Consider the following 24560-nt stretch of genomic DNA (forward strand, 5'->3'; position numbering starts at 1 on the left):
CGACCTCGGCCACCGCCTTCTTGCCGCTCACACCGTTCCCCCGACTTTCGACCACAGCCGCAGCGAGCCCCGGACGATGTCGTTGCCGCAAGCCTGTCGCAGGCCGGCCGGGCCACGGCGATGCGGCTGCCAGTGCCGCGCCCGGCGTAGGTGGGCGGCCGCGGTGTCGGCGCGGTCAACGTCGAGTCCGCCGGCTTCCGCGGCCTCGACGGCGTTCAGCATCCGGGCGACGACGGTGTCGTCCCGCGCGAGGAATTCGCCGATCCGCCGATCGGTCACGGCCATCGTCTCCAACTCGGCCACGGCGCCCAGCACGCGCTGGTAGCGCAGCGGCGCACCGAGCGCGTGGATCATCCCGACGACGGCGTCGATGCCGCTCAGGTCGCGCAGCAGCGCGATGACGTCGGCGCGCATCGCTCCGTGCCGGATCGCGGTGGTCGCCTGCCGGATGCCGAATGTGTCGAACCGGTCCATGAGACGTCCGTGGTCGGCGGGGGCGACGGTGTGCCCGCCGGCCAGCGCCCGCAGCCGTGCCCACTGGCGGTCGTCGAGTTCGGCGACGGCGAGCAGGCCGATCAGCGGTTGGACCGGCCTTGCGCTGCGAGCCGAAAGCTGGGCGCATCGGGCCCGGGCGGCTGTGGTCGGACCGTCCTGGCGCCGGCCGGGCGCGGTGGTCGCGGCCAGATCGGCTTTGTTGAGCACCATCAGCACCGGCTGGACAGCGGTGTCGACTGCGGCGCGATCCTCGGGTTTGACCACGTCGGCGATCACGTGGACGCGCAGGTCGGCGTCCGCAGCAGTGGTCACGGCAAGCCCGGAACGGGCCAGAGCATGCGCGACCGTGCGCCGACCGACGCCGCGACGTCCGGTCACGCTCACCCGCGGCGGGACGGCCAACCGCTCGGCGATCGCGGCACAACGCGGGTCGCTCACCGTGGCCGCAAACCGCGCCAGCTCTTCGACGAAAATCGGATGCCCCTCCGCTCGGGTTTCGCCTTGCAGGTGCTGCTAGCCCCTCATTGTGGCCGAGTACCTGCCGATTGGGACGTAGCACCACCGGTTTGTCGGTCGAATGGTGACATTTGGCCGACCCCGAGGCGAGTCACCCTCAGGCAAAGGCAACTGTTGGGTATCAATCTGTCCCGCGGGCGGCGACATGATGGGTTCATGGGCCACGATGAACGGATGCGCGCGCACCCCTGGGTGGACGCGGCCACTCCGCCGACGCCTGACACCGCCCTGCCTGCGGAACCTGGCGTGGGCGGCTACCGGCGGAACACCAGCTTTCGCACCCGACGCTCACAGCTGTCGGCCGCGCAGCAGCGCACCTGGGAACGGCGGTGGCCGGACCTGGGCCGGGTCGCTGTGTCCGGGGATGACCCCGGCGTCGCGCCCGAGCCGCTGGACACCCAGGCCTGGTTCGGCCGCGACGCTCCCCTGGTTCTCGAAATCGGTTGCGGCACAGGAACTTCTACGCTGGCGATGGCACAGGCCGAGCCGGACGTCGACGTCATCGCGGTCGAGGTCTACCGGCGCGGGCTCGCGCAGCTGCTGTCCGGCATCGACCGGGAGCACGTCACCAACATCCGGTTGATCCGCGGCGACGCCGTCGATGTGCTGGACCATCTGCTCGCGTCGGGCGCACTGAGCGGGGTGCGGGTGTTCTTCCCCGACCCGTGGCCCAAGGCCCGGCATCACAAGCGCCGGCTGCTGCAGCCGGAGGTCGTCGCCACGATCGCCGACCGGCTCCGGCCGGGCGGGGTGCTGCACGCGGCGACCGATCACGCGGGCTACGCCGAACAGATCGCCGAGGTCGGCGACGCAGAACCGCTGCTGAGCAGGGTGGACGCCGGCGCGGCCACGGCGGTCTCGACCGTCCGTCCGGCGACGAAATACGAGGGCAAGGCCAGAGACGCCGGCAGTGCCGTCACCGAGTTCGTCTGGGAACGCCGCCCCGGAAAGGCCCGCGGATGAGCCTCACCGAAGCGGTCGACCCCGCAGTCGAGTCCGGCCCTGCCCCCCGGCGCGCACTTCTGGTCTGGGATGCGCCGAACCTCGACATGGGCCTGGGGTCGATCCTGGGCCGTCGGCCCACCGCGCTGGAACGTCCCCGCTTCGACGCGCTGGGGCGGTGGCTGCTGGGCCGCACCGCCGAGGTGTCGGCCGACCACGACGACATCGCGGTGGAACCCGAGGCGACCGTGTTCACCAACATCGCCGCCGGTAGCGCTGATGTGGTGCGGCCCTGGGTCGACGCGTTGCGCAACGTCGGGTTCGCGGTGTTCGCCAAGCCCAAGCTCGACGAGGACAGCGACGTCGACAGCGACATGCTCGAGCACATCGCCGAGCGCTACCAGGAAGGGTTGGCGGCGCTGGTGGTGGCGTCCGCCGACGGTCAGGCTTTTCGCACTCCGTTGGAGGAAATCTCGCGTAGCGGGGTACCCGTCCAAGTGCTTGGATTTCGTGAACATGCCAGTTGGGCGCTAGCGTCGGATACCTTGGAGTTTGTCGACCTGGAGGACATCACAGGTGTTTTCCGGGAGCCCCTGCCGCGAATCGGCCTCGATTCGCTGCCTGACAAGGGGGCGTGGCTGCAACCGTTCCGGCCACTGTCCTCGTTGCTGACCTCGCGTGTCTGACAACTCAACATCAACGCGCGGGTCGTTGCAGATCCAGTAAAGGAGCTCACGTGTTCGCCTGGTGGGGTCGAACTGTATATCGGTACAGGTTCATCGTTATCGGCGTCATGGTGGCGCTGAGCCTGCTTGGCGGCGTCTTCGGAATCAGCCTCGGCAAGCACGTCACCCAGAGTGGTTTCTACGACGGCGGCAGCCAGTCGGTCAAGGCGTCGGTGCTCGGCGACGACACCTATGGACGCGATCGAACCAGCCACGTCGTGGCTATTTTCACCGCGCCCAAGACGGTCAACGATCCGGTCTGGCAGAAGAAGGTCGTCGACGAGCTCAGCGCCTTCAAGAAGGATCACCCCGACCAGGTGGTCGGCTGGGCCGGCTGGCTCGCCGCGCCGACCAGCACCGACCCCGTCATCAAGGGGATGGCCAGCGAGGACGGCAAGCACACCTTCGTCAGCATCCCGCTCAAGGGCGACAATGACGACGCCATCTTGACCACCTACAACGACATCGCGCCGGATCTGCAGAAGCTCAATGACGGCAAGGTCCAGCTGGCCGGCCTCGAGCCGATCGCCAGCGCGCTGACCGGGACTATCGGCACCGACCAGAAGCGGATGGAGGTGCTGGCGCTGCCGCTGGTGGCGGTCGTGCTGTTCCTGGTCTTCGGCGGGGCGGTCGCCGCCTCGCTGCCGGCGATCGTCGGCGGGCTGAGCATCGCCGGCTCCCTGGGCATCCTGCGACTCATGGCCGAGTTCGGGCCCGTGCACTTCTTCGCCCAGCCCGTCGTGTCGATGATGGGTTTCGGTATCGCAATCGACTACGGGCTGTTCGTGGTGAGCCGGTTCCGCGAGGAGATCGCCGAGGGGTACGACACCGAGGCCGCGGTGCGCCGCACGGTGATGACGGCCGGTCGCACCGTGGCGTTCTCGGCGACGTTGATCGCCGTGTCGGCGGCCAGTCTGTTCCTGTTGCCGCAGGGTTTTGTGAAGTCTTTGACCTATGCGGTGATCATCTCGGTGACACTTGCCGCGATCCTCTCGATCACGCTGCTGCCGGCCGTCCTGTCGGTACTCGGCAATCACGTCGACGCACTGGGCGTGCGGACCTTGTTCCGCATCCCATTCCTGGCGAGCTGGAAGCCGTCGCGGGCCTACCTGAACTGGCTGGCCGACCGATTGCAGAAGACCAAGACCCGCGAAGAGGTCGAGGCCGGATTCTGGGGCAAGCTGGTCAACGTCGTCATGAAGCGGCCGCTGTTGTTCGCCATCCCGATCATCATCGGGATGATCGTGCTGATCCTTCCGCTGCACAACCTCTCCTTCGGCGGCGGGATCAGCGAGACGTATCTACCGCCGAACAACTCGGTGCGCCAGGCACAGCAGAACTTCGACAAGCTCTTCCCCGGTTACCGGACCAACCAGCTGACGCTGGTGATCGAGAGCAACAACCACAGCAAGGTGACCGACCAGCAGGTTGCCGAGGTTCGCAACGCCGCCGCGTCGATCAGCGGGTTCACCGACACCACCTGGCAGGAACGCGCCTGCCCGGCGATCGAAGGCAACCCCTGCGTCTCGGGACCCAATGGAAGCCATCCGAAGGACGACTCGGTCCGGGTGATCCAGAACGGGCTGGCGCACGCCAGCGACGCCGCGAAAAAGCTCTCCGAACTGCGCTCGATGACGGCGCCGCGTGGATTGACGGTGCTGGTCGGCGGCGTCCCTGCGCTCGAGCAGGACAGTATCCACAGCCTGTCCGCCAAGGCGCCGCTGATGGCGGTGGTGCTGCTCAGCACAACGATGCTGCTGATGTTCCTGGCGTTCGGATCGGTGGTGCTCCCGATCAAGGCCGCCGTGATGAGCGCGTTGACTCTGGGGTCCACGCTGGGCGTTCTGACCTGGATCTTCGTTGACGGACACTTTGCCGACTTGCTGAATTTCACGCCGGCGCCATTGATGATCGTCATCATCGCGTTGGTCGTCGCGGTTGGTTTCGGTCTGGCCACCGACTACGAGGTCTTCCTGGTCTCGCGCATGGTGGAGGCTCGCGCCCGCGGCATGTCCACCGCCGAAGCGATCCGGATCGGGACGGCAACCACCGGGCGCCTCATCACCGCGGCGGCACTGGTGCTTGCCGTGGTCGCTGGTTCGTTCGCATTCTCCGACCTGATGATGATGCAGTGCCTGGCGTTCGGCCTGATGGCGGCGCTGCTGCTGGATGCCACCGTCGTCCGGATGTTCCTGGTGCCGTCGGTGATGAAGCTGCTCGGCGACGACTGCTGGTGGGCGCCGCACTGGATGAAGCGCCTGCAGAATCGCCTGGGGCTCGGCGAGATTCACCTGCCCGACGAGCGCAAGGCGCCGTCGGCACGAGCCCGGTCGGCGTCCCGCCCCGCCGCCACCACCCGCCCGCCGGTCGCACCGGCACCGCGACCGCCGCACGACCCCACGCACCCCAGCGCCGAGGGCGCCTCGCGGCCGGCCCGACCGGTGCCGCCGCCCGCGCCGCGACCGGACCCGCGCCCACCGGCCCAGGATGTGCCGTCGGCTGCCGGCACGTCCAGGATGTCCGCGCCCGGGCGGCCAGAGCCCAAAGAGGCTCCCACGACTCGTTTTTCGGCCCAGCCGAACCCGTCGGCCGCTCCGGCAACCGGCCGCCCGCCGGCACCGGCGGCTCCCCCGCGCGGCGACGACCGCGAAATCGAGTCCTGGCTCAGCGATCTGCGTGGCGGGCCGACCGGCGAACAACGTCCGAAGGCGCCGCAGCCGTCCGCCGACGAAACCCGGGCGCTGCAGATCCCGCGGGAAAAGCCGTCGAACCCTCCGCCGTCCGAGCCCGACGACGCCACCACCGCGATCCCGACGGCGCCGCGCGAGGACAAGGACACCGACGCGGCCACCGAGAAGTTGAACGCCCGCGGCGAGAAGCCTCGGCCACGCCGCGGTGGCGGGCTCAGCGCTCAGGACCTGCTGCGTCGCGAAGGTCGCATCTAGCCGCGAATTCGCCTCGCACGGTCAGCTTTTGGGTTGGACTTCATCGGGGTCGGCCTGCATCACCGTCGCATCTTCGTCGGACAGGTCGGCCGCTTTCTCCGGATCGTCGGCCAGCAACACCTTGAACGCGTTGTTGAGGAAGGCGACGGTTGGCACCGACAGCAGCGCGCCGATGATCCCGGCCAGCACGCCGCCGGTGGAGATCGCGAGGACCACCGCGAGCGGATGAATCGAGACCGCCCGTCCCATCACCAGCGGCTGCAGGATGTGGGCCTCGAGTTGGTTCACCGCGACCAACAGGCCGAGCGTGATCAGCGCGTAGACAAAGCCTTTGGCGAGCAGCGCGACGATCACCGCGAGGAAACCGCTGAGCACCGCACCGACCAGCGGAATGAAGGCGCCCAGGAAGACCAGTGAGGCCAACGGCAACGCCAGCGGCACGCTCATGACCGCCAGCCCGGTGCCGATACCGGCCGCGTCGACCAGCGCCACCAGGAAGGTGGCCCGCACGTAGCCGGTCAGCGAGCGGAATCCGGCCCCGCCGGCCGCTTGCACACGTTCGCGGACGTGGGCGGGGACCAGCTTGGTGACGTAACTCCAGATGTTGCGGCCGCCGTAGAGGAAGAAGATCAGCGTGAACAGCACCAGCAGGGCGGCGGTGATGATTTCGGTGATGGTGGCGGCGGTCGAAAGCGCGCCGCTGGTCAGCTTCTCCTGATTGTTCTGCAGCGCCTGGATCGCCGAGTTGCCGGCGTGGTCGATCTGCTGGCGGCTCAAATGCAGCGGGCCGTCGATCAGCCACTTCTTCAACGAGTCGATGCTGTGGGTGACCTCGTCGACCAGATCCGGTAGGCCGACGATGAACTGGCTGACGACGAACGTCAGAATGCCGCCGAGGGTCGCGAAGCTCGCCAACAGCACCAGCGCGACCGCACCGCCGCGGGGAGCGCCCCGCTTGTCCAGCCAATCCACGACGGGAACCAGCAGGGAGCTCAGCATCAACGCCAGCAACAGCGGGACGACGATTACTTCCAGCCGCTCGACGATCCAGAGCAACGCGACGAAAGCGGCCAGGATCACCGACAGACGCCAGGCCCAGGCGGCGGTCTTGCGGACGATCGGTTCGACCGATTCGGCGTAATCGTGTGCGGCCTGAGATGGCATACCGGCAAGACTAAGTGCGAACACCCGCGTCGCGCAGCGATCCGCAGCGACCTGCGGAGTTACGCTGAGCGCGTGTCGCACGACGCACCGCCCAGGAACGTCGACGGTCAGGTTCCCGAGCGGGCCCGCGGTAGGTACTGGTGGCTACGGTGGGCCGCTCTGGCAGTGGTGGCCGTCGTGCTGGGCGTCGAGGTCCAGTTGGCCTGGGATCAGCTGACCAAGGCGGCCGGCAGCCTGTACTCCGCAAAGTGGTGGTGGCTACTGGCCAGCGCCGTGGCAGCGGTGTTGTTGATGCACAGTTTCGCCGAGGTGCAGCGGACGCTGTTGGCCTCGGCCGGGGTGCCGGTCCCGAAGCCGCGATCCGAGGCCGCCTACTACGCGGCCAACTCGCTGAGCACCACGCTGCCGGGCGGACCGGTGCTCGCGGCCACCTTTCTCCTACGGCATCAACGACTTTGGGGTGCTTCGACGTTGGTCGCGTCGTGGCAGCTGGTGATGTCGGGGGTGTTGCAGGCGGTGGGCCTGGCGCTGCTCGGCCTGGGTGGCGCCTTGGTGCTGGGCGCCAAGAACAACCCGTTCTCGCTGCTGTTCACCCTGGGCGGCTTCGTCGCGCTGCTGCTGCTCGCCCAGGCGGTCGCGTCGCGGCCCGAGCTGATCGAGGGCATCGGCTGCCGGGTACTGGCGCGGTTCAACGCGCTGCGCGACCGGCCGGCGGACGTCGGCCTGGCCAAATGGCGCGAGATGCTGTGCCAGCTGGAATCGGTCAGCCTGAGCCGCCGCGATCTGGCCGCGGCCTTCAGCTGGTCGGTAGTCAACCGGTTCGCCGATGTCGCCTGCCTGGCGTTCGCGGCGTATGCGGCCGGTGCGCACGCGTCGGTCGGCGGGCTCACCGTCGCCTGCGCCGCCGCCCGCGCGGTCGGCACGATTCCGTTGATGCCCGGCGGATTGTTGGTGGTCGAGGCGGTACTGGTGCCCAGCCTGGTGTCCAGCGGCATGTCACTGCCGAGTGCGGTCTCGACGATGTTGATCTACCGGCTGATCAGCTGGCTGATGCTGGCCGCGATCGGCTGGGTGGTGTTCTTCTTCATGTTCCGCGCCGAGAGCCATCTCGATCCCGACGACGAGGAACGGACTGCGTGATGGCGCCCTATCTGGCGGCACTCACTCCCGGCACGGTGGAGGCGGCGCCTGGCACGACGGCTGCGCCGCCCGGCTTGGCGTTCTGAGCTCCGGAGATCACACCGCCCGGCATACTGCCGGCCGCACCGCCCGGCAGCGCACCCTGCGGCGACTGCGGGAAGCCGAGCACCTGCGGAAGGCTGATCGGCGGCATCTGGCACCGGCTCGACAGCCCCGCCAAGGGCAGCGCAATGGTCTGCATGTCGCTGGCAGCCTTGGGGTTCGCGCCGAAATACACCCGCAGCGATTCGACCGACTGCGGTCCGGCGGGCTGCTGCAGGGCGGACGTCATGGCCTGATTGGTCTCGGGGTGGCCGTCCAGGTAGTCACCCGCGGACCTGGCAACGTTGCTGAGAGTTTTCGCCACCTCGCTGGCAGAGCAGGGGTCAGCCGCCCCGACCGCCGCGGGCGCGGACAGCAGGATCGCCGCCGAGGCGCCGCCCACCCCGGTCGCGGTCAGTGTGGCCAGCAGCCGGCGCCGCCATGTCGCCGTACTCCCAGTCAGGGACGTCATTTCCAGCTCCTCGTCGCATGCGAAGGGAGCCCTGCCCCCGCAGACAGCTGCCGGCCCGGAGGCCGGCACTTAGCGGACATCCTGCCATCGGATCGAGCGCGGTCGCCAACCTTAGGCAGCGGTCCTCGTCACACCTGTGGGATACCTGTGCAGGAATCGACTTCGTTGCCGAGTTGTTGCAGCTCAGCGACCCGGAAGCCAGGTCAGCACCCACCTGGCTGCGGTAGGCTCGCGGACACGCAAAGTCCCGCGGGTCTGCGCGTGCAAACGGATGCGGGGAGTAAAGAAATCCAGCACTTCATGATGCGCTTGAGCAGCGGCCTGCGCAGGTGTCGCTGGCTGGTCTTCGCGGGCTGGGTGCTGTCGCTGGTCCCCGCCCTCTACCTGGTGCTGACCTCGTCAGGTCACCTCACCGGCGGTGGCTTCGAGGTGCCCGATTCCCAGTCGCTGCGGGTGCACGACGCACTCGAAGCGCACTACCCCGACCAGGGCTCGTCGCCGCTGGCGCTGGTCGCGGCCCCGCGCGCGGACGCGAGCTACGAGGACATGAATGCTGCGGCCGGTTTCCTGCAGCAGGTCGCCAAGCAGCAGCCCGACGTCGTGGCGGTGCCCAATCCGGCCCAGCCGTCGCCGCAGCCCGACCGGCCGTACGTCGTCTCACTGCGGCTCGACGGTTCCACCAACAACAGCGCCAGCGACGCCGCGAAGAAACTCCGGGTCAAGGTCGGCGTGCAGGGCGAGCGGCCGGGCCAGATGCAGAACGGCCGGGTCCGGCTCTACGTCATCGGCCAGGGTGCGCTCAGCACCGCCGCGGCGGCCAACACCAAACACGACATCGCCAAGGCCGAGCAGTGGAACGTTCCGATCATCCTGATCGTGTTGCTGGCGGTGTTCGGCTCGCTGGCCGCCGCCGCGATCCCGCTCGCGCTCGGCATCGTCACCGTGATCATCACGATGGGCCTGGTCTACCTGCTGTCGGCATACACGGTGATGTCCGTCTTCGTCACCTCGACGGTGTCGATGTTCGGCATCGCGCTGGCGGTCGACTATTCGCTGTTCATCCTGATGCGCTTTCGCGAGGAACTGCGTTCCGGACGTCAGCCTCAGGAAGCGGTCGACGCCGCGATGGCGACCTCGGGCCTGGCGGTCGCGCTGTCCGGGATGACCGTCGTGGCGTCGTTGACCGGCATCTATCTGATCGACACCCCGGCGCTCACCTCGATGGCCACCGGCGCGATCCTGGCGGTCGCGGTCGCGATGCTGACATCGATGACGATGACGCCCGCCGTGCTGGCGACGTTCGGCCGGTCGGCCGCCAAGCGGTCGGCGGCACTGCACTGGTCGCGGCGCCCGGAGACCACGCAGTCACGATTCTGGACGCACTGGATCGGCGGGGTGATGCACCGGCCGTGGGCGTCTGCGGCCGCGGCATCCGTCGTACTGCTCGCGATGGCCGTGCCCGCGCTGTCGATGGTGTTGGGCAACAGCCTGCTTCGTCAGTTCAACTCGGCGCACGAGATCCGGGCCGGGGTGTCGGCCGCCTCGGAGGCGTTGGGCCCCGGTGCGCTCGGTCCGGTGCAGGTGCTGGTGACCTTCCCCGACGGTGACGCCACCTCGGCCACCCACACGCAGGCGATCGCCGCGATCCGGGATCAGATCGGGCACTCGCCGAACATCCTGTCGGTCGCGGCGCCGGTGTTCGCCGACAACAACAGCAGCGCGATGCTCTCGGCGATGCTCTCGGTCGACCCGGAGGACCTCGGGGCCCGCCACACCGTCTCCTGGCTGCGCGACCACCTGCCGGCGGCCGCCTCCGGTTCGGCGCAAGTCAGCGTCGGCGGTCCGACCGCGCTGATCAAAGACTTCGACGATCAGGTGTCCAAGACCCAGTGGCTGGTGCTGGTCTTCGTCGCGTTGATCGCGTTCGTGATGCTGCTGCTGTCGATTCAGTCGGTGTTCCTGGCGCTCAAGGGCGTGGTGATGACCATGCTGTCGGTGGCCGCGGCGTACGGCAGCCTGGTGGTGGTCTTTCAGTGGGGCTGGCTGGAGAAGCTCGGCTTCGCGCAGATCTCCTCGATCGACAGCACGGTTCCGCCGCTGGTGCTGGCCATGACGTTCGGCCTGTCGATGGACTACGAGATCTTCCTGCTGACCCGCATCCGGGAGCGGTTCCTGCAGTCCGGCAACACCCACGACGCGGTCGCCTACGGCGTGAGCACCAGCGCGCGGACCATCACCAGCGCGGCGTTGATCATGATCGCGGTGTTCATCGGCTTCGCCTTCGCCGGAATGCCGCTGGTGGCCGAGATCGGGGTGGCGTGCGCGGTGGCGATCGCCGTCGACGCCACTGTGGTGCGGTTGGTGATGGTGCCGGCCCTGATGGCGGTGTTCGCCGAGTGGAACTGGTGGCTGCCGGCCTGGCTGGAACGCATCCTGCCGTCGGTCGACTTCGAAAAGCCGCTGCCTGCAGTCGATCTCGGTGACGTATTGATGATCCCCAACGACATCTCGGCGCCCGCGGTGCCCAGCGCCGACTTGCGGATCGTGCTGAAATCGGCGGCCCGGTTGAAGAGCCTGGTGCCCGACGCGATCACCGTCGCCGACCCGCTGGCCTTCATCGGATGCGGACGTAGCAGTGAGCCGCGCGCACGGATCAAGGGCAACGAGTACGTCGCGAGCTCGACGACCCGCCAGTTGGCGGTGATCGGCACGCCCAACGGCACCACCGGCGGCACCGCCGGCCCCGGGCATTCGGCGGCGCGCAAGTTCGTCGGCAACCTGTCTCACCGTGGCGGCGCCGGGCGTGCGGCCCCGCGGGCGGTGCGGCCCGTCCACCCGGTGACGTTGTGGCGCGGCCGGCTGTCGGTGGCGCTGGACGCCCTCGCGGCTCAAGCCGCCGAGGACAACGCCGAGCAGCCGGTGTTCGAGCGGCGCAGCCCGGTGGAAACCACCCACGTCCAGTTGCCCACCGGTGACCGGTTGCAGATCCCGACGGGTGCCGAGACGCTGCGGCTCAAGGGCTACCTGATCCTGAGCCGCAACAGCAGCCGGGACTACGCCGAGTTCGCCGAGCTCGTCGACACCATGGACGCCGAGAACGCCGCGGTCGTGCTGGCCGGGATGGACAGGTATTACTCTGGGCAATCACCCCGGCGGCAGTGGATCGCCAGCCAGTTGGTCCGTCGACTCGCCGACCCTCACCCGTCGGATGTCGACGACGGCGGTTGGCCCGAGTCCGATACCAAGGCAGACTGGGAAGGTGTCAGGCGACGCTGCCTGGCGGTAGCGGTGGCGATGCTGGAGGAGGCGAGGTGACGTTGGCAGCGGACCGACGCCATGGGCAGGCGCCGCACCGAGCACCGGAAGGTCCCCGCAACGGTGACCGGCCGGTCGAATTCTGGCCGACCTCGGCGATCCGCTCGGCCCTGGAGGGTGGCGACATCGCCACCTGGAAGCAGATCGCGGTCGCCATCAAGCGCGACCCCTTCGGCCGCACCGCGCGTCAGGTCGAAGAGGTGCTGGAGAGCTCGCACCCCTACGGCATCTCCAAAGCGCTCGCCGAGGTGCTGGACCGCGCCCGCGCCCACCTGGAAGCCAACGAGCGCACCGAGGTGGCCCGCCACGTCCGGGTCCTGATCGAGCGCTCCGGCCTCAAGCTTCCCGAGTTCGCGTCGCGGATCGGCGTGCCCGTCGACGAGCTGCGCGCCTACCTCGCGGCCACCACCAGCCCGTCGGCGTCGTTGATGATCCGGATGCGCCGGCTGTCGGACCGCTTCGCCAAAGCTCGCTCGCACGAGCCCCCTTCGCAGCCACAGCGCACGCAGCAGCGACCGCCGCGCGGACGCTGATGCTCGGCCGGCCCGACGATCAGACCCTGCGTCAGATCCTCGCCGACACTCGCACCATCGCCGTCGTCGGCGCGTCGGACAAACCGACCCGGCCCAGCAATGAGATCTACACCTATCTCGTGAATACCGGTCAGTACCAAGTCTTTCCGGTGAACCCGACGATCACCGAGATCGACGGCGCGCAGGTGTATCCGCGGTTGGCCGACCTACCCGTGGCGCCGGACATGGTCGACGTGTTCCGCCGGTTCGACGACCTGCCCTCGGTGCTGGCTGACGCACTCGCACTGCCGATACGGCCGAAAATCCTCTGGTTGCAAGAGGGGTTGTGGCATGACCAGGTCGGCAGCGACGCCGCGGCGGCGGGCCTGCAGGTGGTGATGGATCGCTGCCTGATGGTCGAACACGCCCGACTTCGCTAGCCGCGTCAGCGGGGGTTGAGCGGCGCTACGCCGACCACCAGCCAGTGCCCGCCCTGCTTGGTCAACGTGACCCGCAACGCGAGCACCGCGTTGTCCGGCGGCTGGCCCGGTTCGTTCTGCGTCGCCCGCATCACCACCGCCACGGCGGCTGCCGACGGGCCGATGGCTTCCAGACCCGCCTCCATCGTCGCCGCGGTGGCGGTGACGTTACGACGAGCCAAATCCGTTGTGGCCTTGCCGAACTGCTCTTTGAACGTGTTGCCCTGCTCGGGCACCATCATGGCCGCGGCCCGGTCGATGGCGGCCATCGGCTCGGACGGCGAGAACGTCGCGGTCGCCTGGGCCATCTCGGTCGAGATGCGTACCACCTCGGCCGCGTCGGCTTTCAGGTCGTGGTCCGGTGACGTCCAATGCCGGTAGCCGGTCAGCACCGCTGCGACCATCGCCGCCGTGGTGAGCGCGACGACGGCGAGGCGCAGGCCGGGTGCGTCGTCGTCGGTGCCCACCGTGACCGAATCACGCCGCCACAGCCAGACATTCACCGCGATGCCCTGCACGATCAGCAGCGTCAGCACCGAGCACGCCGACACCCACCAGGCCGGCCAGTTCAGCACGTACCCGATCGCCAGCAGCGCCGCGATCGCCGCCAGCGGCGCCGCGATGTCGAATGCCAGGACCCGCCACGCGTTTCTCATCGGACCGATTCCAGCCGCGAGACCATCAGCTTGCCGTCCACGTCAGCGATCCCGAGCCGCAAATTCCAGTGCACGGTTTGTGGTTTGCCGCCGGCGTTCTCACTGACCGACGTGGCCACCACCATGACCGTGTCGCTGCGGCGGGCGATGGACGCCGGCAGATCGGCCGGTGCGGGTCGGCCCGGTTGCCCGTCGAGATCGTGGTGCACCGACTCGAAGGCCACCGCGTCGACCTCCCCGCGACTGCGCGACTGCAGCCGCTCAACGACCTGCTGATACGGCTGGATCGACGAGTCGAAGTCGGCGTTGAGTTCGCCGACCGTGCCGTCGTGCAGGCGCTGCAGGCTTTCTTTGATGTTCTCGGTGTTCATGTTGATCAGCACGCCGGTCCAGTCGGCGGCGGCCTGCATGGCCTGGGTCTGGTAGTTGCGCTCGCCGGAGTCGTTGCGGTGGCCGGTCCAGATCACCGCGCCCAGCGCGATCGCCGCGACGCACAGTGCGCCCAGCACGGCCGAGCCGACGCCGTAGGGAGAGAACATCCGGCTGTCGGAGGCTTCGGCCGCCTCCTCGGCTGCGGCGTTCTCGGCTGCGGCGTCTTCGGCCGCCGGGGCGGTCTGCTCCTCGTCGGGCATGGGCGTGAGGCTACATGCCGGACAGCGCCGCGCCCGCCGTGACGCTGCCGTCACCGACGGCGGCGGCCATGCTCAGGTAAGAATGAGAAGCGTGACGGTAGAAGCTATCCGCTCGGGCATCGACCTGAGCCATGTCGACGCTGGTGCCCGCCCTCAAGACGACCTGTTCGGTCACGTCAACGGACGCTGGCTGACCGACTACCCCATCCCCGCCGACCGGGCCACCGACGGCGCGTTCCGCCTGCTGGCCGACCGGGCCGAGGAGCAGGTCCGCGACATCATCACCGAGGCGACCAACGGCGCCGAGGGCACCGATCCGCAACGCATCGGCGACCTCTACGCCGGCTTCATGGACACCGCGACCATCGCCGCCCTCGGCGTCCGGCCCCTGCTCGACGAGATCGCCGGAGTGGACGCCGCGCTGACACCGACCGAGCTGGCCGCCGAACTCGGCGAGTTGCAGCGCACCGGCATCGGCGGCGGCACCGGGCTCTACGTCGACACCGACTCCAAGAACTCCACCCGCTACCTGCTGCACCTGAGCCAGTCGGGGCTCGGGCTGCCCGACGAGTCGTACTACCGCGACCCGCAGCACGCGGCGATCCTGGCCGAATACCCCAAGCACATCGCCCGGATGCTCGCGCTCGTCTTCGGTGAGCACGACGGCGACTGGGAGACCACCGCCGCGCAGATCGTCGCGCTGGAGACCAAGATCGCGGCCGCACACTGGGACGTGGTCAAGCGCCGGGACGCCGATCTGACCTACAACCTGCGCACCTTCGACGAACTGCGGTCCGAGGCACCAGGTTTCGACTGGGCGGTGTGGTTCCACGCGCTGGGCGTCACCGGTGAGCAGGCCGCCGAGGTGGTGGTCCGTCAGCCCGACGCGCTGATCGCGTTCGCCGCGCTGTGGGACAACGAGGACATCGAGGACTGGCGGCGCTGGCTGCGCTGGCGGGTGATCAGCGGGCGGGCATCGCTGTTGAGCGACGACCTCGTCGACGAGAACTTCGCGTTCTACGGCCGCACACTCTCGGGCACCGAACAGTTGCGGGACCGGTGGAAGCGCGGCGTCGGGTTGGTCGAGAGCCTGATGGGCGATGCCGTCGGGCGGCTCTACGTCGAGCGGCACTTCCCGCCGGACGCCAAGGCGCGGATGGACGAGCTGGTGGCCAACCTGCGGGAGGCCTACCGGGTCAGCATCACCGACCTGGAGTGGATGACGCCGGAGACGCGGCAGCGCGCGCTGGAGAAGCTGGACAAGTTCACGCCGAAGATCGGCTATCCGGCGAAGTGGCGCGACTACTCCACGCTGGTGATCACGCGTGACGATCTCTACGGCAATTACCAGCGCGGTTATGCGCTGGAGTACGACCGCGATCTGGCCAAGCTGGGCGGACCGGTCGACCGCGACGAGTGGTTCATGACGCCGCAGACCGTCAACGCCTACTACAACCCGGGTATGAACGAAATCGTCTTTCCCGCAGCCATTTTGCAGCCCCCCTTCTTCGACGCCGAAGCCGACGACGCCGCGAACTACGGTGGCATCGGCGCCGTGATAGGTCACGAGATCGGCCACGGTTTCGACGACCAGGGCGCCAAGTACGACGGCGACGGCAACCTGGTCGACTGGTGGACCGACGACGACCGCGCTGAATTCGGTTTGCGGACAAAGGCTTTGATCGACCAGTACGAAGTGTTCACGCCACGGGGCCTGGACGCCGCGCACCACGTCAACGGCGCCTTCACCGTCGGGGAGAACATCGGCGACCTGGGCGGGTTGTCCATCGCGCTGCTCGCCTACCAGCTGTCGCTGAAGGGCGCGGACGCGCCGGTGATCGACGGGCTGACCGGTGTGCAGCGGGTGTTCTACGGCTGGGCACAGGTGTGGCGGACCAAATCCCGTGACGCCGAAGCCATCCGGCGACTCGCCATCGACCCGCACTCACCACCGGAGTTCCGCTGCAACGGCGTGATCCGCAACATCGACAGCTTCTACGACGCGTTCGAGGTCGGCGAGCGGGATGCGTTGTACCTGGAACCGCAACGGCGAGTCCGCATCTGGAACTAGACGTGTCCGCAGTCCGTTTCGACCGCATCGCGCCGGTGATTCCGGTCCGCGACCTCAGCGCGACCCTGGCGCGATATCGACGGTTGGGCTTCGACGTCCGTGAGTATGACGGCCCCGATCGCTACGGCTTCGCCGACCGCGGATCGGTGTCGCTGCACATCACCGAGTGGGCGGAACACGATCCGCTGAGAACGGCTGCGGCGGTGTACATCTACGTCGACGACGCCGACCGTCTGCACACGCAGTGGCAGTCGCTCGGACTCGACGGTCGGCTCACCGAGCCCGAGGACACCCCGTACGGGTTGCGGGAGTTCGCCTTCGTGGATTCCGAAGGCACCCTGCACCGCATCGGTTCACCGCTGAACCGTTGACTACATCTGCCAGTCGTTGGAGCCGTCGTTCTTGCTGTAGGTCCCGACCGAGTTCTTGACGACGATCGGGTCGCCCGCGCCGAAGTTGGTGAAGAACCACTTCGCGTTGGTCGGGCTGATGTTGATGCAGCCGTGGCTGACGTCGCGTTTGCCTTGGTCGGACACCGACCACGGAGCGCTGTGCACGTAGTCGCCGCTGTTGTCGAACTGCACGGCGTCCTCGACGTTGACCTTGTAGCCGTAGGTCGAGTTGACCGGGACGCCGTAGGTGGACGAATCCATCACGACCTTGGCCTTCTTGTCGAGCACGTAGTAGGTGCCGTTGGGCGTCTGGTGACCACCGGCGGCCATTCCCATCGACATCGGGAAGGTCTGCTCCACGACGCCGTTGCGGCTGATCACCAATTGGTGCGTCGCGTCGTCGGCCGTGGCCAGCAGCGCGTCACCGACGACGAAGTTGTTCTGCGTGCCGGCCGCGTCGACGTGCACCGCGGTGTGCGCGGGCCAGAAGCTGAGCGGGCGCCAGCGCACCTGGCTGGGTGTCAGCCAGTAGAACTTGCCGGACACCGGCGGGGTCGACGACACGTGGATCGCCTGCTCGGCCATGTGCTGATCGGCGATGGGACGGGCGAAGTTGATGATGATCGGCTCGGCCACGCCGACCGTCGACCCGTTGACCGGATTGAAGGTCGGCGGCACGAACGGGGGCTGGCCGGTGAAGGGCTCCGGGTTCTGACCGACGACCGGGCCCGTCTGAGCGGCGGCGGCGACGGCGGCCGGGTCACCCGCTGGGGGCACGACCTGCCCGCCCGCCGGCGGCACCCCGATCTGCGGCAGGCCGGCCATCGGGTCGGCAGGCTGTACGGGCTGAGGGACCGGATCGGCCGGACCGGGAGCGTCCACCCCGGGTCCGGGGGGCGACGGGTTCGGGTCGGGGTCAGCGATCGCCGCACCGCTTCCCATGAACAGCGCAGCGGTCAGTCCCGCGGCGCCGAACGCAGCGGTCAGCGGACCTTTGGTCCATCGCGACATTTGATTCCCTCCAGTCACGGTCTCAGGCCAGTATGCCGGACCGTGGCGCCGCTCCATGAATCCAGCGGTTGCCGAAGCGTCAATTACAACCGCCCAGTCAGGCCGCTGAGCTGCGGGTTTACCGGCTACTGCGGGTCGGCCGGGGCGACGGCGAAGAGCTGCCGCTCGGCGGTCATTCCGGCCGCTCCGATACCGATCAGCGCGGCGGAGGCGGCGAACATGGCCAGGACGCCGTGCTCGAGAAACAGGCCGCCGGCGAACGACCCGGCCATGATCCCGATCTGGAACGCCGCCATGTACAACCCCGATGCGCCATCGGGATCGTCGGCACCGGCCCGCATCGCCGCGGCCTGCAGCATGGGCGACACCGCGTTCGCGAAACCACCCCACAGTGCGATGGCGACCACTCCGACCAGCGCCGTCGCCAGCGCCGGCAACCGGTGGAAGGTCAGCACGGTCAACACCAGCTGCGTCACGTAGAGACCGACCATGCAGCTGATCGCGGCGGCCCGGGGGTGATGGTCCAGCGGCCTGGCCACCAGCGGCATCGCCAGCAGGCCCGCGATTCCGTAAATCGACAGCAACCAGGCGATATCCGGCCCGCGAATGCCCACCACGTCGCGGATGATCACCGCGATGAAGGTGAACGAGATGTAGTGGCCGGTGACCGCGACCATCGTGAGCAGGCTCACGATCACCAGTCGCCGGTTGCGGTGGTGCCCGGCCGCGCGACCGACCCGGGCGCGCTGTTCGTCGCTCAGCGACAGCGGCGGCAGTACGAGGGCGGCCCCGATGGTGACGACGGCGGCGATCGCGGCCACGGCGCCGACGGCGATCCGCCAACCCCAGAGCAGGCTCATGGCCGCGGTGGCGGGACTACCGACCACCACCGCCAAGCTGATGCCGACATAGATGGACGTCGTCGCCCGTCCGGAGTGGCTCGGCGGAACCAGCCGGGTCGCGATCGGCGCGATGACCGACAGGATCAGTCCGTGGGTAACCGCCGACAACGCCCGGCCGCCGGCCAGCACCGCGAAATTGGGCGCCACCGCGGAGATCACCTGGGAGACGGTCAGGCAGGACAGTGACAGCAGCAGGGCGCGGCGGCGCGGCCAGTGCGCGGTCCAGCGGACCAGCGGGATCGTGGTGACCGCCGCCACCAGCGCGTACCAGGCCAGCAGTGTGCCGACCATCGGGACACTGACGTGGAAGTCGCGGGCGATCGCCGGCAGCGCGCCGACCGGAAGTAATTCCGCGGTGACGTAGGTGAAAGCCGCTGCGGCCAGCACGGCCAGCTGGACGGCGATTCGAGGAGTCCAGGGCCTGCTGGTAGCAGTTCGCCCCTCGGCAGCACGGGCTGGCCCCACGGCCACTACTCAACCACGCATCGCCTGCGTCGTGTTAACGATCAGGACCGGACGAGTCGCGCGATGGCCGCGGAGGCTTCCGCGAGCTTCTGGTCGGCTTCCGAGCCGCCCTGGGCGACCGCGTGGGTGACGCAGTGCCCGAGATGCTCGTCGAGCAGATTCAGCGCGACGGACTGCAGCGCGCTGTTGGCGGCGCTGATCTGGGTGAGGACATCGATGCAGTACTTGTCGTCTTCGATCATCTTCGCGATGCCGCGCACCTGGCCCTCGATACGCCGTAACCGCTTGGCGTAGTTGTCTTTCTGCGACGAGTATCCGTGTGTGGGTGCCATCTGCCCCTCCGACATCGTGGTCTTGAAGATCGTGCTCGGGCCATCGCGACGGCGCCGGTGTTGACACCATTGTCAACGATCGGGCCGCCTGAGCGCCACGCCACCCTGGTAAGGCGTGGTTTTCCGGCACGGCGTCGATACCCCTTGGGGGTATTTTAATGATTTTGGCCGACCTGCCGCTAGCCGCATAATCAACCCATGCCCTCCAAGAGCCTCTCGCCCGACATCGACATCAAGCCTCGCAGCCGTGAGGTCACCGACGGCCTGGAGAAGGCCGCGTCGCGCGGGATGCTGCGGGCGGTAGGCATGGACGACGAGGACTTCGCCAAACCGCAGATCGGGGTGGCGTCGTCCTGGAACGAGATCACCCCCTGCAACCTGTCGCTGGAGCGGCTGGCCAAATCGGTCAAGGAGGGCGTGTTCGCCGCCGGCGGCTACCCGCTCGAGTTCGGCACCATCTCGGTGTCCGACGGCATCTCGATGGGTCATGAGGGCATGCACTTCTCGCTGGTCTCGCGCGAGGTGATCGCGGACAGCGTCGAGACCGTCATCCAGGCCGAGCGGCTGGACGGATCGGTGCTGCTGGCCGGCTGCGACAAGTCGCTGCCCGGAATGCTGATGGCCGCCGCCCGACTGGATCTGGCGTCGGTGTTCCTCTACGCGGGGTCGATCCTGCCCGGCCGCGCGAAGCTGTCCGATGGCACCGAGCGCGACGTGACGATCATCGATGCCTTCGAAGCCGTCGGCGCCTGCGCGCGCGGTTTGATGCCGCGGGAGGACGTCGACGCGATCGAGCGGGCCATCTGTCCCGGTGAGGGCGCCTGCGGCGGGATGTTCACCGCCAACACGATGGCCAGTGCCGCCGAGGCCCTGGGCATGTCCCTGCCCGGCAGCGCCGCTCCCCCGGCCACCGACCGCCGTCGTGACGGGTACGCCCGGCGCAGTGGCGAAGCGGTCATCGGCCTGTTGCGCCGCGGAATCACCGCGCGCGACATCTTGACCAAGGAGGCGTTCGAGAACGCCATCGCGGTGGTGATGGCGTTCGGCGGATCGACCAACGCGGTGTTGCACCTGCTGGCCATCGCCTACGAGGCCGAGGTGGAACTCTCCCTTGCCGACTTCAGCCGGATCGGCGCCAAGGTGCCGCATCTGGCCGACGTCAAGCCGTTCGGCAAGCACGTGATGTTCGACGTCGACCACATCGGTGGCGTGCCGGTGGTGATGAAGGCTCTGCTGGATGCCGGTCTGCTGCACGGTGATTGCCTCACCGTGACCGGCCAGACGATGGCGGAGAACCTGGCGCACATCGCCCCGCCCGACCCGGACGGCAAGGTGCTGCGCGCGATGGACAACCCGATCCATCCCACCGGCGGCATCACCATCCTGCACGGTTCGCTGGCGCCGGACGGCGCGGTGGTCAAGTCGGCCGGGTTCGACTCCGACGTGTTCGAAGGCACCGCACGGGTTTTCGAGCGGGAGCGAGCCGCACTGGATGCCCTGGAGGACGGCACCATCACCCACGGTGACGCGGTGGTGATCCGTTACGAAGGCCCCAAGGGCGGGCCCGGCATGCGCGAGATGCTGGCCATCACCGGCGCCATCAAGGGCGCCGGCCTCGGCAAGGACGTGTTGCTGCTGACCGATGGCCGGTTCTCCGGCGGCACCACCGGCCTGTGCGTCGGTCACATCGCACCCGAGGCGGTCGACGGCGGTCCGATCGCCTTCCTGCGCGACGGCGACCGGATCCGGCTCGACGTCGCCAAGGGCACGCTGGACGTGCTCGTCGACGCTGACGAATTCGATTCCCGCCGTGCGGGTTTCGCTCCGCTGCCGCCCCGCTACAAAACGGGGGTGCTGGCCAAGTACGTCAAGCTGGTCGGGTCGGCGGCCACCGGAGCGATCTGCAGCTAGCCGCTAGCCCACCAGTTTCCGCGCGTCGAGATCGACGCGGGCGTGACCTGCACTCGCAACTATTCGCGCCACCGTCGATCTGGACGCGGCCGGCCGCTACTTCACCAGTGCGAACGCCAGGCCGTCCCAGTGCTTGGCGCCGACCACCTGCAGCACCGCGGTGTCGAGTTGTGGATGCTCCCCCATCAACTCCAACACTCTCCTGCTTCCGACCAGCACGGGATCGTCACCGGGCGACAGCACGGCTCCTTCGCGAATCACGTTGTCCACCACGATGAGCGAGCCGGGCCGGGTGAGTTTGACGGCCCAGTCCAGGTAGCCCGGGTTGTTCTCCTTGTCCGCGTCGATGAACACCAGATCGAAGGGCCCACCCGGCACGCTCGGCAACGTCTCCAGCGCGGCACCCACCAGCACCTCGACCCGGTCACCGAGACCGGCGTGGTCGATGTTGGCGCGGGCCACCTCGGCGTGCCTGGGCTCGTACTCCAGCGTGGTGACCCGACCCTCGGCACCGGCGCCGCGCGCCAGGCAGATCGTGCTGTAGCCGCCCAGGGTCCCGATCTCCAGGATGCGCCGCGCCCCGGTTGCGGCCGCCAACAGCGTCAGGAACTTGCCCTGCTGTGGCGAGACGGCGATCTGCGGCAACCCGGCGGCGTCACTGGCCTCGAGGGCAGCGGTCAGCACGGGATCGTCGTCGAGCACAGTGGCATCGAGGAACTCGTCAACGTCGGCGGGTGTCGGCTTTTGGCTCATCAGCCAACGCTAGCGCGGGACGACACAGTGGCGATCTCCGGCGGAGCGAATCACGGTCAGCAGCGTGAGGGATCTGCGGCGACCTGAATCTCTGGACGCGGGCTTCTCCGCCACGGCGTGGTGGTCATGACGAAGTCGTCGAAGGCGTCGACGACAGCGTCGCAAGCCTCGAGGTGCGGATAATGACCGACGCCGGGAATCACCACCAGTCGGCTACCGGGGATTGCGTCGTGGGCGGCGTGAGCGTGTTCGACCGGGATGATGCGGTCATCGGCGCCCCAAATCACCAGCGCCGGAAGACCGGACGAGAAATGCAATCGGCTGAAGGCATTGACCGCCTGTCCGCGGTAATCGACGACGGAACGCAGGGTGCGTAAGAATGCTTCCCGGGCCGGGCGCATCGACAGCGAGGAATAGGCACTCCACGTCTCCGCGGCTCGCGCGCTCGAAACGCCGAGCGATGCCAGCCATGACCGCACCCGGTCGCCGACCGCAACGACAGCGGGTGGGGCGATCACCGGAAGCAGGAGTTCGGCGCCAGGCGCAGCGAGCAGTCGCAGCGTCCAGCCCACTTCAGGACCCAGGCCGCCGCTGCCGATCAAGACAATACGTTCGCAGTACTCGGGATGCTGATGAACGAATTGCATGGCCACACCGCCGCCCAGGGACTGACCGACAAGGGTGACCCGGTTGATGCCGAGTTCGTCGAGGAGGTCCCGCAGCCACACCGCCAGCGCGCCCAGCGAGTAATCACCACGCGGCTTCGCCGACTCACCATGGCCAAGCAGATCGGGCGCGATCACTCGGTAGCGTTTCGAAAGGACCGGCACCATCGCTCGCCACGTTGACGAACTGCCGGCCATCCCGTGGATCAGCAGGACGGCAGGACCATGTCCGACGTCTTGATACGCCACTCTCTCGCCGTGCAGATCAAGGTATTGCAATTCGCCCATCGTCGGACCCCTCCATAGTTACCCATCAGTAACTTACGCTACCGTAGGTTACCAGGGTGCGGGTTGGTCGTCCATATCTCGCGTTTTCACCGATCGGGCGCGCTATCTCTTTCGTTGCTTCGACCTCGCATTCCACCTCGTAGCCGAGTTCGCCACTCCATCTGAGGCCCCTTGCCGGGTACCCCCCAGGGGTATACGCTGGCGAACGATCGACTCCAACTCCGAAAGGAAACACGATGTCCAACGAAGCAGGCACCCTGTTGAGCTGTGGTCACGATGGTTGCGGATGCCGGGTGCGCATCGAGGTGGCTTGTCACTGCTCCGGTGACCAGGCGTACGTCTGCAAGTGCGGCGACGAAATGGTCGAGGTCGCCGGCTAGCGCACGCCTTCCTTGGCGTAGACCACCCGCAATACGTGCCCGACTTCGGGCCCCATGACCAACTCGGTCAGGGTGCACAGCGTCGTGACGTACTGCGACCCGTGGGCCGGCTGCACATCGCAGAGGTGATGCGCGATCTCGTGCAGCACGACCAGCTCACGCATCGCCCACTCGGCCTCGGTGCGGTCGGGTACTGCGATAACCCCTGTGCCATCACGGTTTTCGTAGTGGGCGGCGGTGGACGATCGTCGGGCCCGCACCCGAAGCGGCGTCCGGATGGGCCACTGCCGCCGCACCGTGGGCAGCGCCAGCACGTCATCGACGTAACGCTGCACCGCATCCAAGGACGCGAACCGCGCCTCGGGTGGCAGCGTCAACTGCGCACCGAAGAACTCCACGCTGCTCGATCCGTGTTCGGCGGCGCGGTCGAACAGCGTGCGGACGAACTCCTCCGCGGCATAGACCTTGGAACGCTGCGAGTCCCGCTCGGCGTTCACCGTTCCAGCGCGCCGCGTGCTCCGGACAACTCCGGGCCGCTGCCCAGCCGCGCCCGTTTTCCGGCCCGGTCCCCGGCTCGGCGTGCCGCCGACGAATACCCGGCGGTGGCCCGGCTGGCCTGCCAGGTGCCGCGCGCCTTCGACGCGGTCCGGTAATAGTCCTTGAGTTCTAATTCTTTGTTCCGCAAAGCAATTGCCGTGCCGGGTGGACGGCGCTTGTCCTTCTTCGCTTCTTTCTGCGTCTGCTCGCGCGCCTCGCCCAGCCGCTGGCCGACTCGGGCGCCGAACGCCAACTGAAAGTTCAGCCGGGCAGTGATCGTCGGCGTCGGCCGGTGCTCGCCGGACGAGATGTAGGAGTCCGAGGCGCGGACCATCTGGACGACCAGGCTGGCGTACAGCGCATGGGTGGCGTCGATGTCCTCGCCGAACCCGTAGGCGTAGACGAACGTCGAATTGGACGCGATGTCGCAGCGCACGTCGTTGGCGGCGGCGATCACCACGAAGAGGTGAACGTAGGTCCGCAGCCCCTTGGTGCCGGCGTTACCGATGGTGATGGTGCGCTGCACCGGGGTCTGCGCCGGTGTCCGCTTGTCGGCGTGCGAGCGCGCGACCGCCAGATCGATCGACGTCGCCGTGGCCAGCCGCTGCGCCGCCGACATGAATGCCTCGGCCTCGTGCGCATTGTCGGTGCCTTCGGCCTGACGCAACAGGGCGGCGATCCGCGCCAGCATCTTGTCGTCAGTCATACCTGCGCCGCTCCTCCCCATCGCTGCGCTCTGCATCGTCGCCGGCGGTCATACCTGCGCCGCTCCTCCCCAT

General features: G+C 68.2%; 22 protein-coding genes and 1 pseudogene. 11 read left to right on the top strand and 12 right to left on the bottom strand.

Annotated elements, in window-relative coordinates; translation table 11 throughout:
• Positions 1-27: 27 nt before the first annotated feature.
• On the bottom strand, positions 28-933 hold the full coding sequence (locus ACZYW1_RS09865; RefSeq protein WP_463785346.1) for a hypothetical protein: 906 nt from the start codon (positions 931-933) through the stop codon (positions 28-30).
• Positions 934-1167: 234 nt separating this feature from the next.
• On the opposite strand from ACZYW1_RS09865, the gene trmB reads away from it, so the two are divergent.
• Genes trmB through mmpL3 form a run of 3 tightly spaced genes read left to right on the top strand, consistent with a single transcriptional unit; the run spans position 1168 to position 5623 of the window.
• On the top strand, positions 1168-1974 hold the full coding sequence (gene trmB / locus ACZYW1_RS09870; RefSeq protein ID WP_463785347.1) for a tRNA (guanosine(46)-N7)-methyltransferase TrmB: 807 nt from the start codon (positions 1168-1170) through the stop codon (positions 1972-1974).
• On the top strand, positions 1971-2639 hold the full coding sequence (locus tag ACZYW1_RS09875) for an NYN domain-containing protein (RefSeq protein WP_463785349.1): 669 nt from the start codon (positions 1971-1973) through the stop codon (positions 2637-2639). The genes trmB and ACZYW1_RS09875 overlap by 4 nt, the downstream gene beginning before the upstream one ends.
• Positions 2640-2689: 50 nt before the next feature.
• Positions 2690-5623 carry a trehalose monomycolate exporter MmpL3 gene (gene mmpL3 / locus ACZYW1_RS09880; protein ID WP_463785350.1) on the top strand — a complete coding sequence of 978 codons (2934 nt, stop codon included), beginning with the start codon at positions 2690-2692 and terminating at the stop codon, positions 5621-5623.
• 21 nt (positions 5624-5644) lie between these two features.
• On the opposite strand, the gene ACZYW1_RS09885 is transcribed toward mmpL3, so the two are convergent.
• Positions 5645-6787: an AI-2E family transporter gene (locus ACZYW1_RS09885; protein ID WP_463785352.1), complete on the bottom strand. Its 1143-nt coding sequence runs from the start codon at positions 6785-6787 to the stop codon at positions 5645-5647.
• Between the two features lie 72 nt (positions 6788-6859).
• Here ACZYW1_RS09885 and ACZYW1_RS09890 point away from each other — a divergent pair.
• Positions 6860-7912, top strand: a pseudogene (locus ACZYW1_RS09890) (lysylphosphatidylglycerol synthase transmembrane domain-containing protein); the annotation flags it as partial.
• Positions 7913-7934: 22 nt separating this feature from the next.
• On the opposite strand, the gene ACZYW1_RS09895 reads toward ACZYW1_RS09890, so the two are convergent.
• Complete coding sequence (locus ACZYW1_RS09895; RefSeq protein WP_463785354.1) at positions 7935-8480, bottom strand: hemophore; 546 nt, start codon at positions 8478-8480, stop codon at positions 7935-7937.
• A 300-nt stretch (positions 8481-8780) separates the two neighbouring features.
• Here ACZYW1_RS09895 and ACZYW1_RS09900 point away from each other — a divergent pair, with 300 nt between their 5' ends.
• Genes ACZYW1_RS09900 through ACZYW1_RS09910 form a run of 3 tightly spaced genes read left to right on the top strand, consistent with a single transcriptional unit; the run spans position 8781 to position 12747 of the window.
• Positions 8781-11795 (top strand): MMPL family transporter, encoded by a 3015-nt coding sequence (locus ACZYW1_RS09900; RefSeq protein WP_463785356.1) that lies wholly within the window; start codon positions 8781-8783, stop codon positions 11793-11795.
• Positions 11792-12328: an XRE family transcriptional regulator gene (locus ACZYW1_RS09905; RefSeq protein WP_463785357.1), complete on the top strand. Its 537-nt coding sequence runs from the start codon at positions 11792-11794 to the stop codon at positions 12326-12328. The genes ACZYW1_RS09900 and ACZYW1_RS09905 overlap by 4 nt, the downstream gene beginning before the upstream one ends.
• The gene (locus ACZYW1_RS09910; protein WP_463785359.1) at positions 12328-12747 is read left to right on the top strand and encodes a CoA-binding protein; all 420 of its coding nucleotides are present in this window, start codon (positions 12328-12330) and stop codon (positions 12745-12747) included. The genes ACZYW1_RS09905 and ACZYW1_RS09910 overlap by 1 nt, the downstream gene beginning before the upstream one ends.
• Before the next feature lie 5 nt (positions 12748-12752).
• Here ACZYW1_RS09910 and ACZYW1_RS09915 read toward each other — a convergent pair whose 3' ends face one another.
• Positions 12753-13442, bottom strand: a complete 690-nt coding sequence (locus tag ACZYW1_RS09915; protein ID WP_463785361.1) for a hypothetical protein — start codon at positions 13440-13442, stop codon at positions 12753-12755.
• Entirely contained in the window at positions 13439-14074 is a 636-nt protein-coding gene (locus tag ACZYW1_RS09920; protein WP_463785362.1) for a hypothetical protein, read from the bottom strand. Before ACZYW1_RS09920 ends, ACZYW1_RS09915 begins: the two co-directional genes overlap by 4 nt.
• Before the next feature lie 91 nt (positions 14075-14165).
• On the opposite strand from ACZYW1_RS09920, the gene ACZYW1_RS09925 reads away from it, so the two are divergent.
• Together ACZYW1_RS09925 and ACZYW1_RS09930 are read left to right on the top strand one after the other, a co-directional pair.
• Positions 14166-16145, top strand: a complete 1980-nt coding sequence (locus ACZYW1_RS09925; protein WP_463785365.1) for a M13 family metallopeptidase — start codon at positions 14166-14168, stop codon at positions 16143-16145.
• Between the two features lie 2 nt (positions 16146-16147).
• Positions 16148-16516, top strand: a complete 369-nt coding sequence (locus ACZYW1_RS09930; RefSeq protein ID WP_463785366.1) for a bleomycin resistance protein — start codon at positions 16148-16150, stop codon at positions 16514-16516.
• Here ACZYW1_RS09930 and ACZYW1_RS09935 read toward each other — a convergent pair whose 3' ends face one another.
• From ACZYW1_RS09935 to ricR, 3 genes are all read right to left on the bottom strand, one after another.
• A complete protein-coding gene (locus tag ACZYW1_RS09935) occupies positions 16517-17548 on the bottom strand; it encodes a L,D-transpeptidase (protein ID WP_463785368.1) in 1032 nt (343 codons plus the stop codon).
• Between the two features lie 125 nt (positions 17549-17673).
• Positions 17674-18915 carry an MFS transporter gene (locus tag ACZYW1_RS09940; protein WP_463787774.1) on the bottom strand — a complete coding sequence of 414 codons (1242 nt, stop codon included), beginning with the start codon at positions 18913-18915 and terminating at the stop codon, positions 17674-17676.
• Between the two features lie 41 nt (positions 18916-18956).
• The gene (gene ricR / locus ACZYW1_RS09945) at positions 18957-19247 is read right to left on the bottom strand and encodes a copper-sensing transcriptional repressor RicR (protein ID WP_293004029.1); all 291 of its coding nucleotides are present in this window, start codon (positions 19245-19247) and stop codon (positions 18957-18959) included.
• A 198-nt stretch (positions 19248-19445) separates the two neighbouring features.
• On the opposite strand from ricR, the gene ilvD reads away from it, so the two are divergent.
• On the top strand, positions 19446-21158 hold the full coding sequence (ilvD, locus tag ACZYW1_RS09950) for a dihydroxy-acid dehydratase (protein ID WP_463785370.1): 1713 nt from the start codon (positions 19446-19448) through the stop codon (positions 21156-21158).
• 96 nt (positions 21159-21254) lie between these two features.
• Here ilvD and ACZYW1_RS09955 read toward each other — a convergent pair whose 3' ends face one another.
• On the bottom strand, positions 21255-21911 hold the full coding sequence (locus ACZYW1_RS09955; protein ID WP_463785371.1) for an O-methyltransferase: 657 nt from the start codon (positions 21909-21911) through the stop codon (positions 21255-21257).
• Between the two features lie 56 nt (positions 21912-21967).
• Positions 21968-22864 (bottom strand): alpha/beta fold hydrolase, encoded by an 897-nt coding sequence (locus ACZYW1_RS09960; RefSeq protein WP_463785372.1) that lies wholly within the window; start codon positions 22862-22864, stop codon positions 21968-21970.
• 236 nt (positions 22865-23100) lie between these two features.
• Between ACZYW1_RS09960 and ACZYW1_RS09965 the strand changes: the two genes are divergently transcribed.
• Positions 23101-23244, top strand: a complete 144-nt coding sequence (locus ACZYW1_RS09965) for a copper-binding metallothionein MymT (RefSeq protein WP_463785374.1) — start codon at positions 23101-23103, stop codon at positions 23242-23244.
• Here ACZYW1_RS09965 and ACZYW1_RS09970 read toward each other — a convergent pair.
• Together ACZYW1_RS09970 and ACZYW1_RS09975 are read right to left on the bottom strand one after the other, a co-directional pair.
• On the bottom strand, positions 23241-23741 hold the full coding sequence (locus ACZYW1_RS09970) for a TIGR04338 family metallohydrolase (RefSeq protein WP_463785376.1): 501 nt from the start codon (positions 23739-23741) through the stop codon (positions 23241-23243). The genes ACZYW1_RS09965 and ACZYW1_RS09970 overlap by 4 nt on opposite strands.
• Positions 23738-24487 (bottom strand): DUF2786 domain-containing protein, encoded by a 750-nt coding sequence (locus ACZYW1_RS09975; protein ID WP_463785377.1) that lies wholly within the window; start codon positions 24485-24487, stop codon positions 23738-23740. Before ACZYW1_RS09975 ends, ACZYW1_RS09970 begins: the two co-directional genes overlap by 4 nt.
• Positions 24488-24560: the final 73 nt, after the last annotated feature.

The sequence above is a fragment of the Mycobacterium sp. IDUB_36 genome (assembly GCF_055419225.1).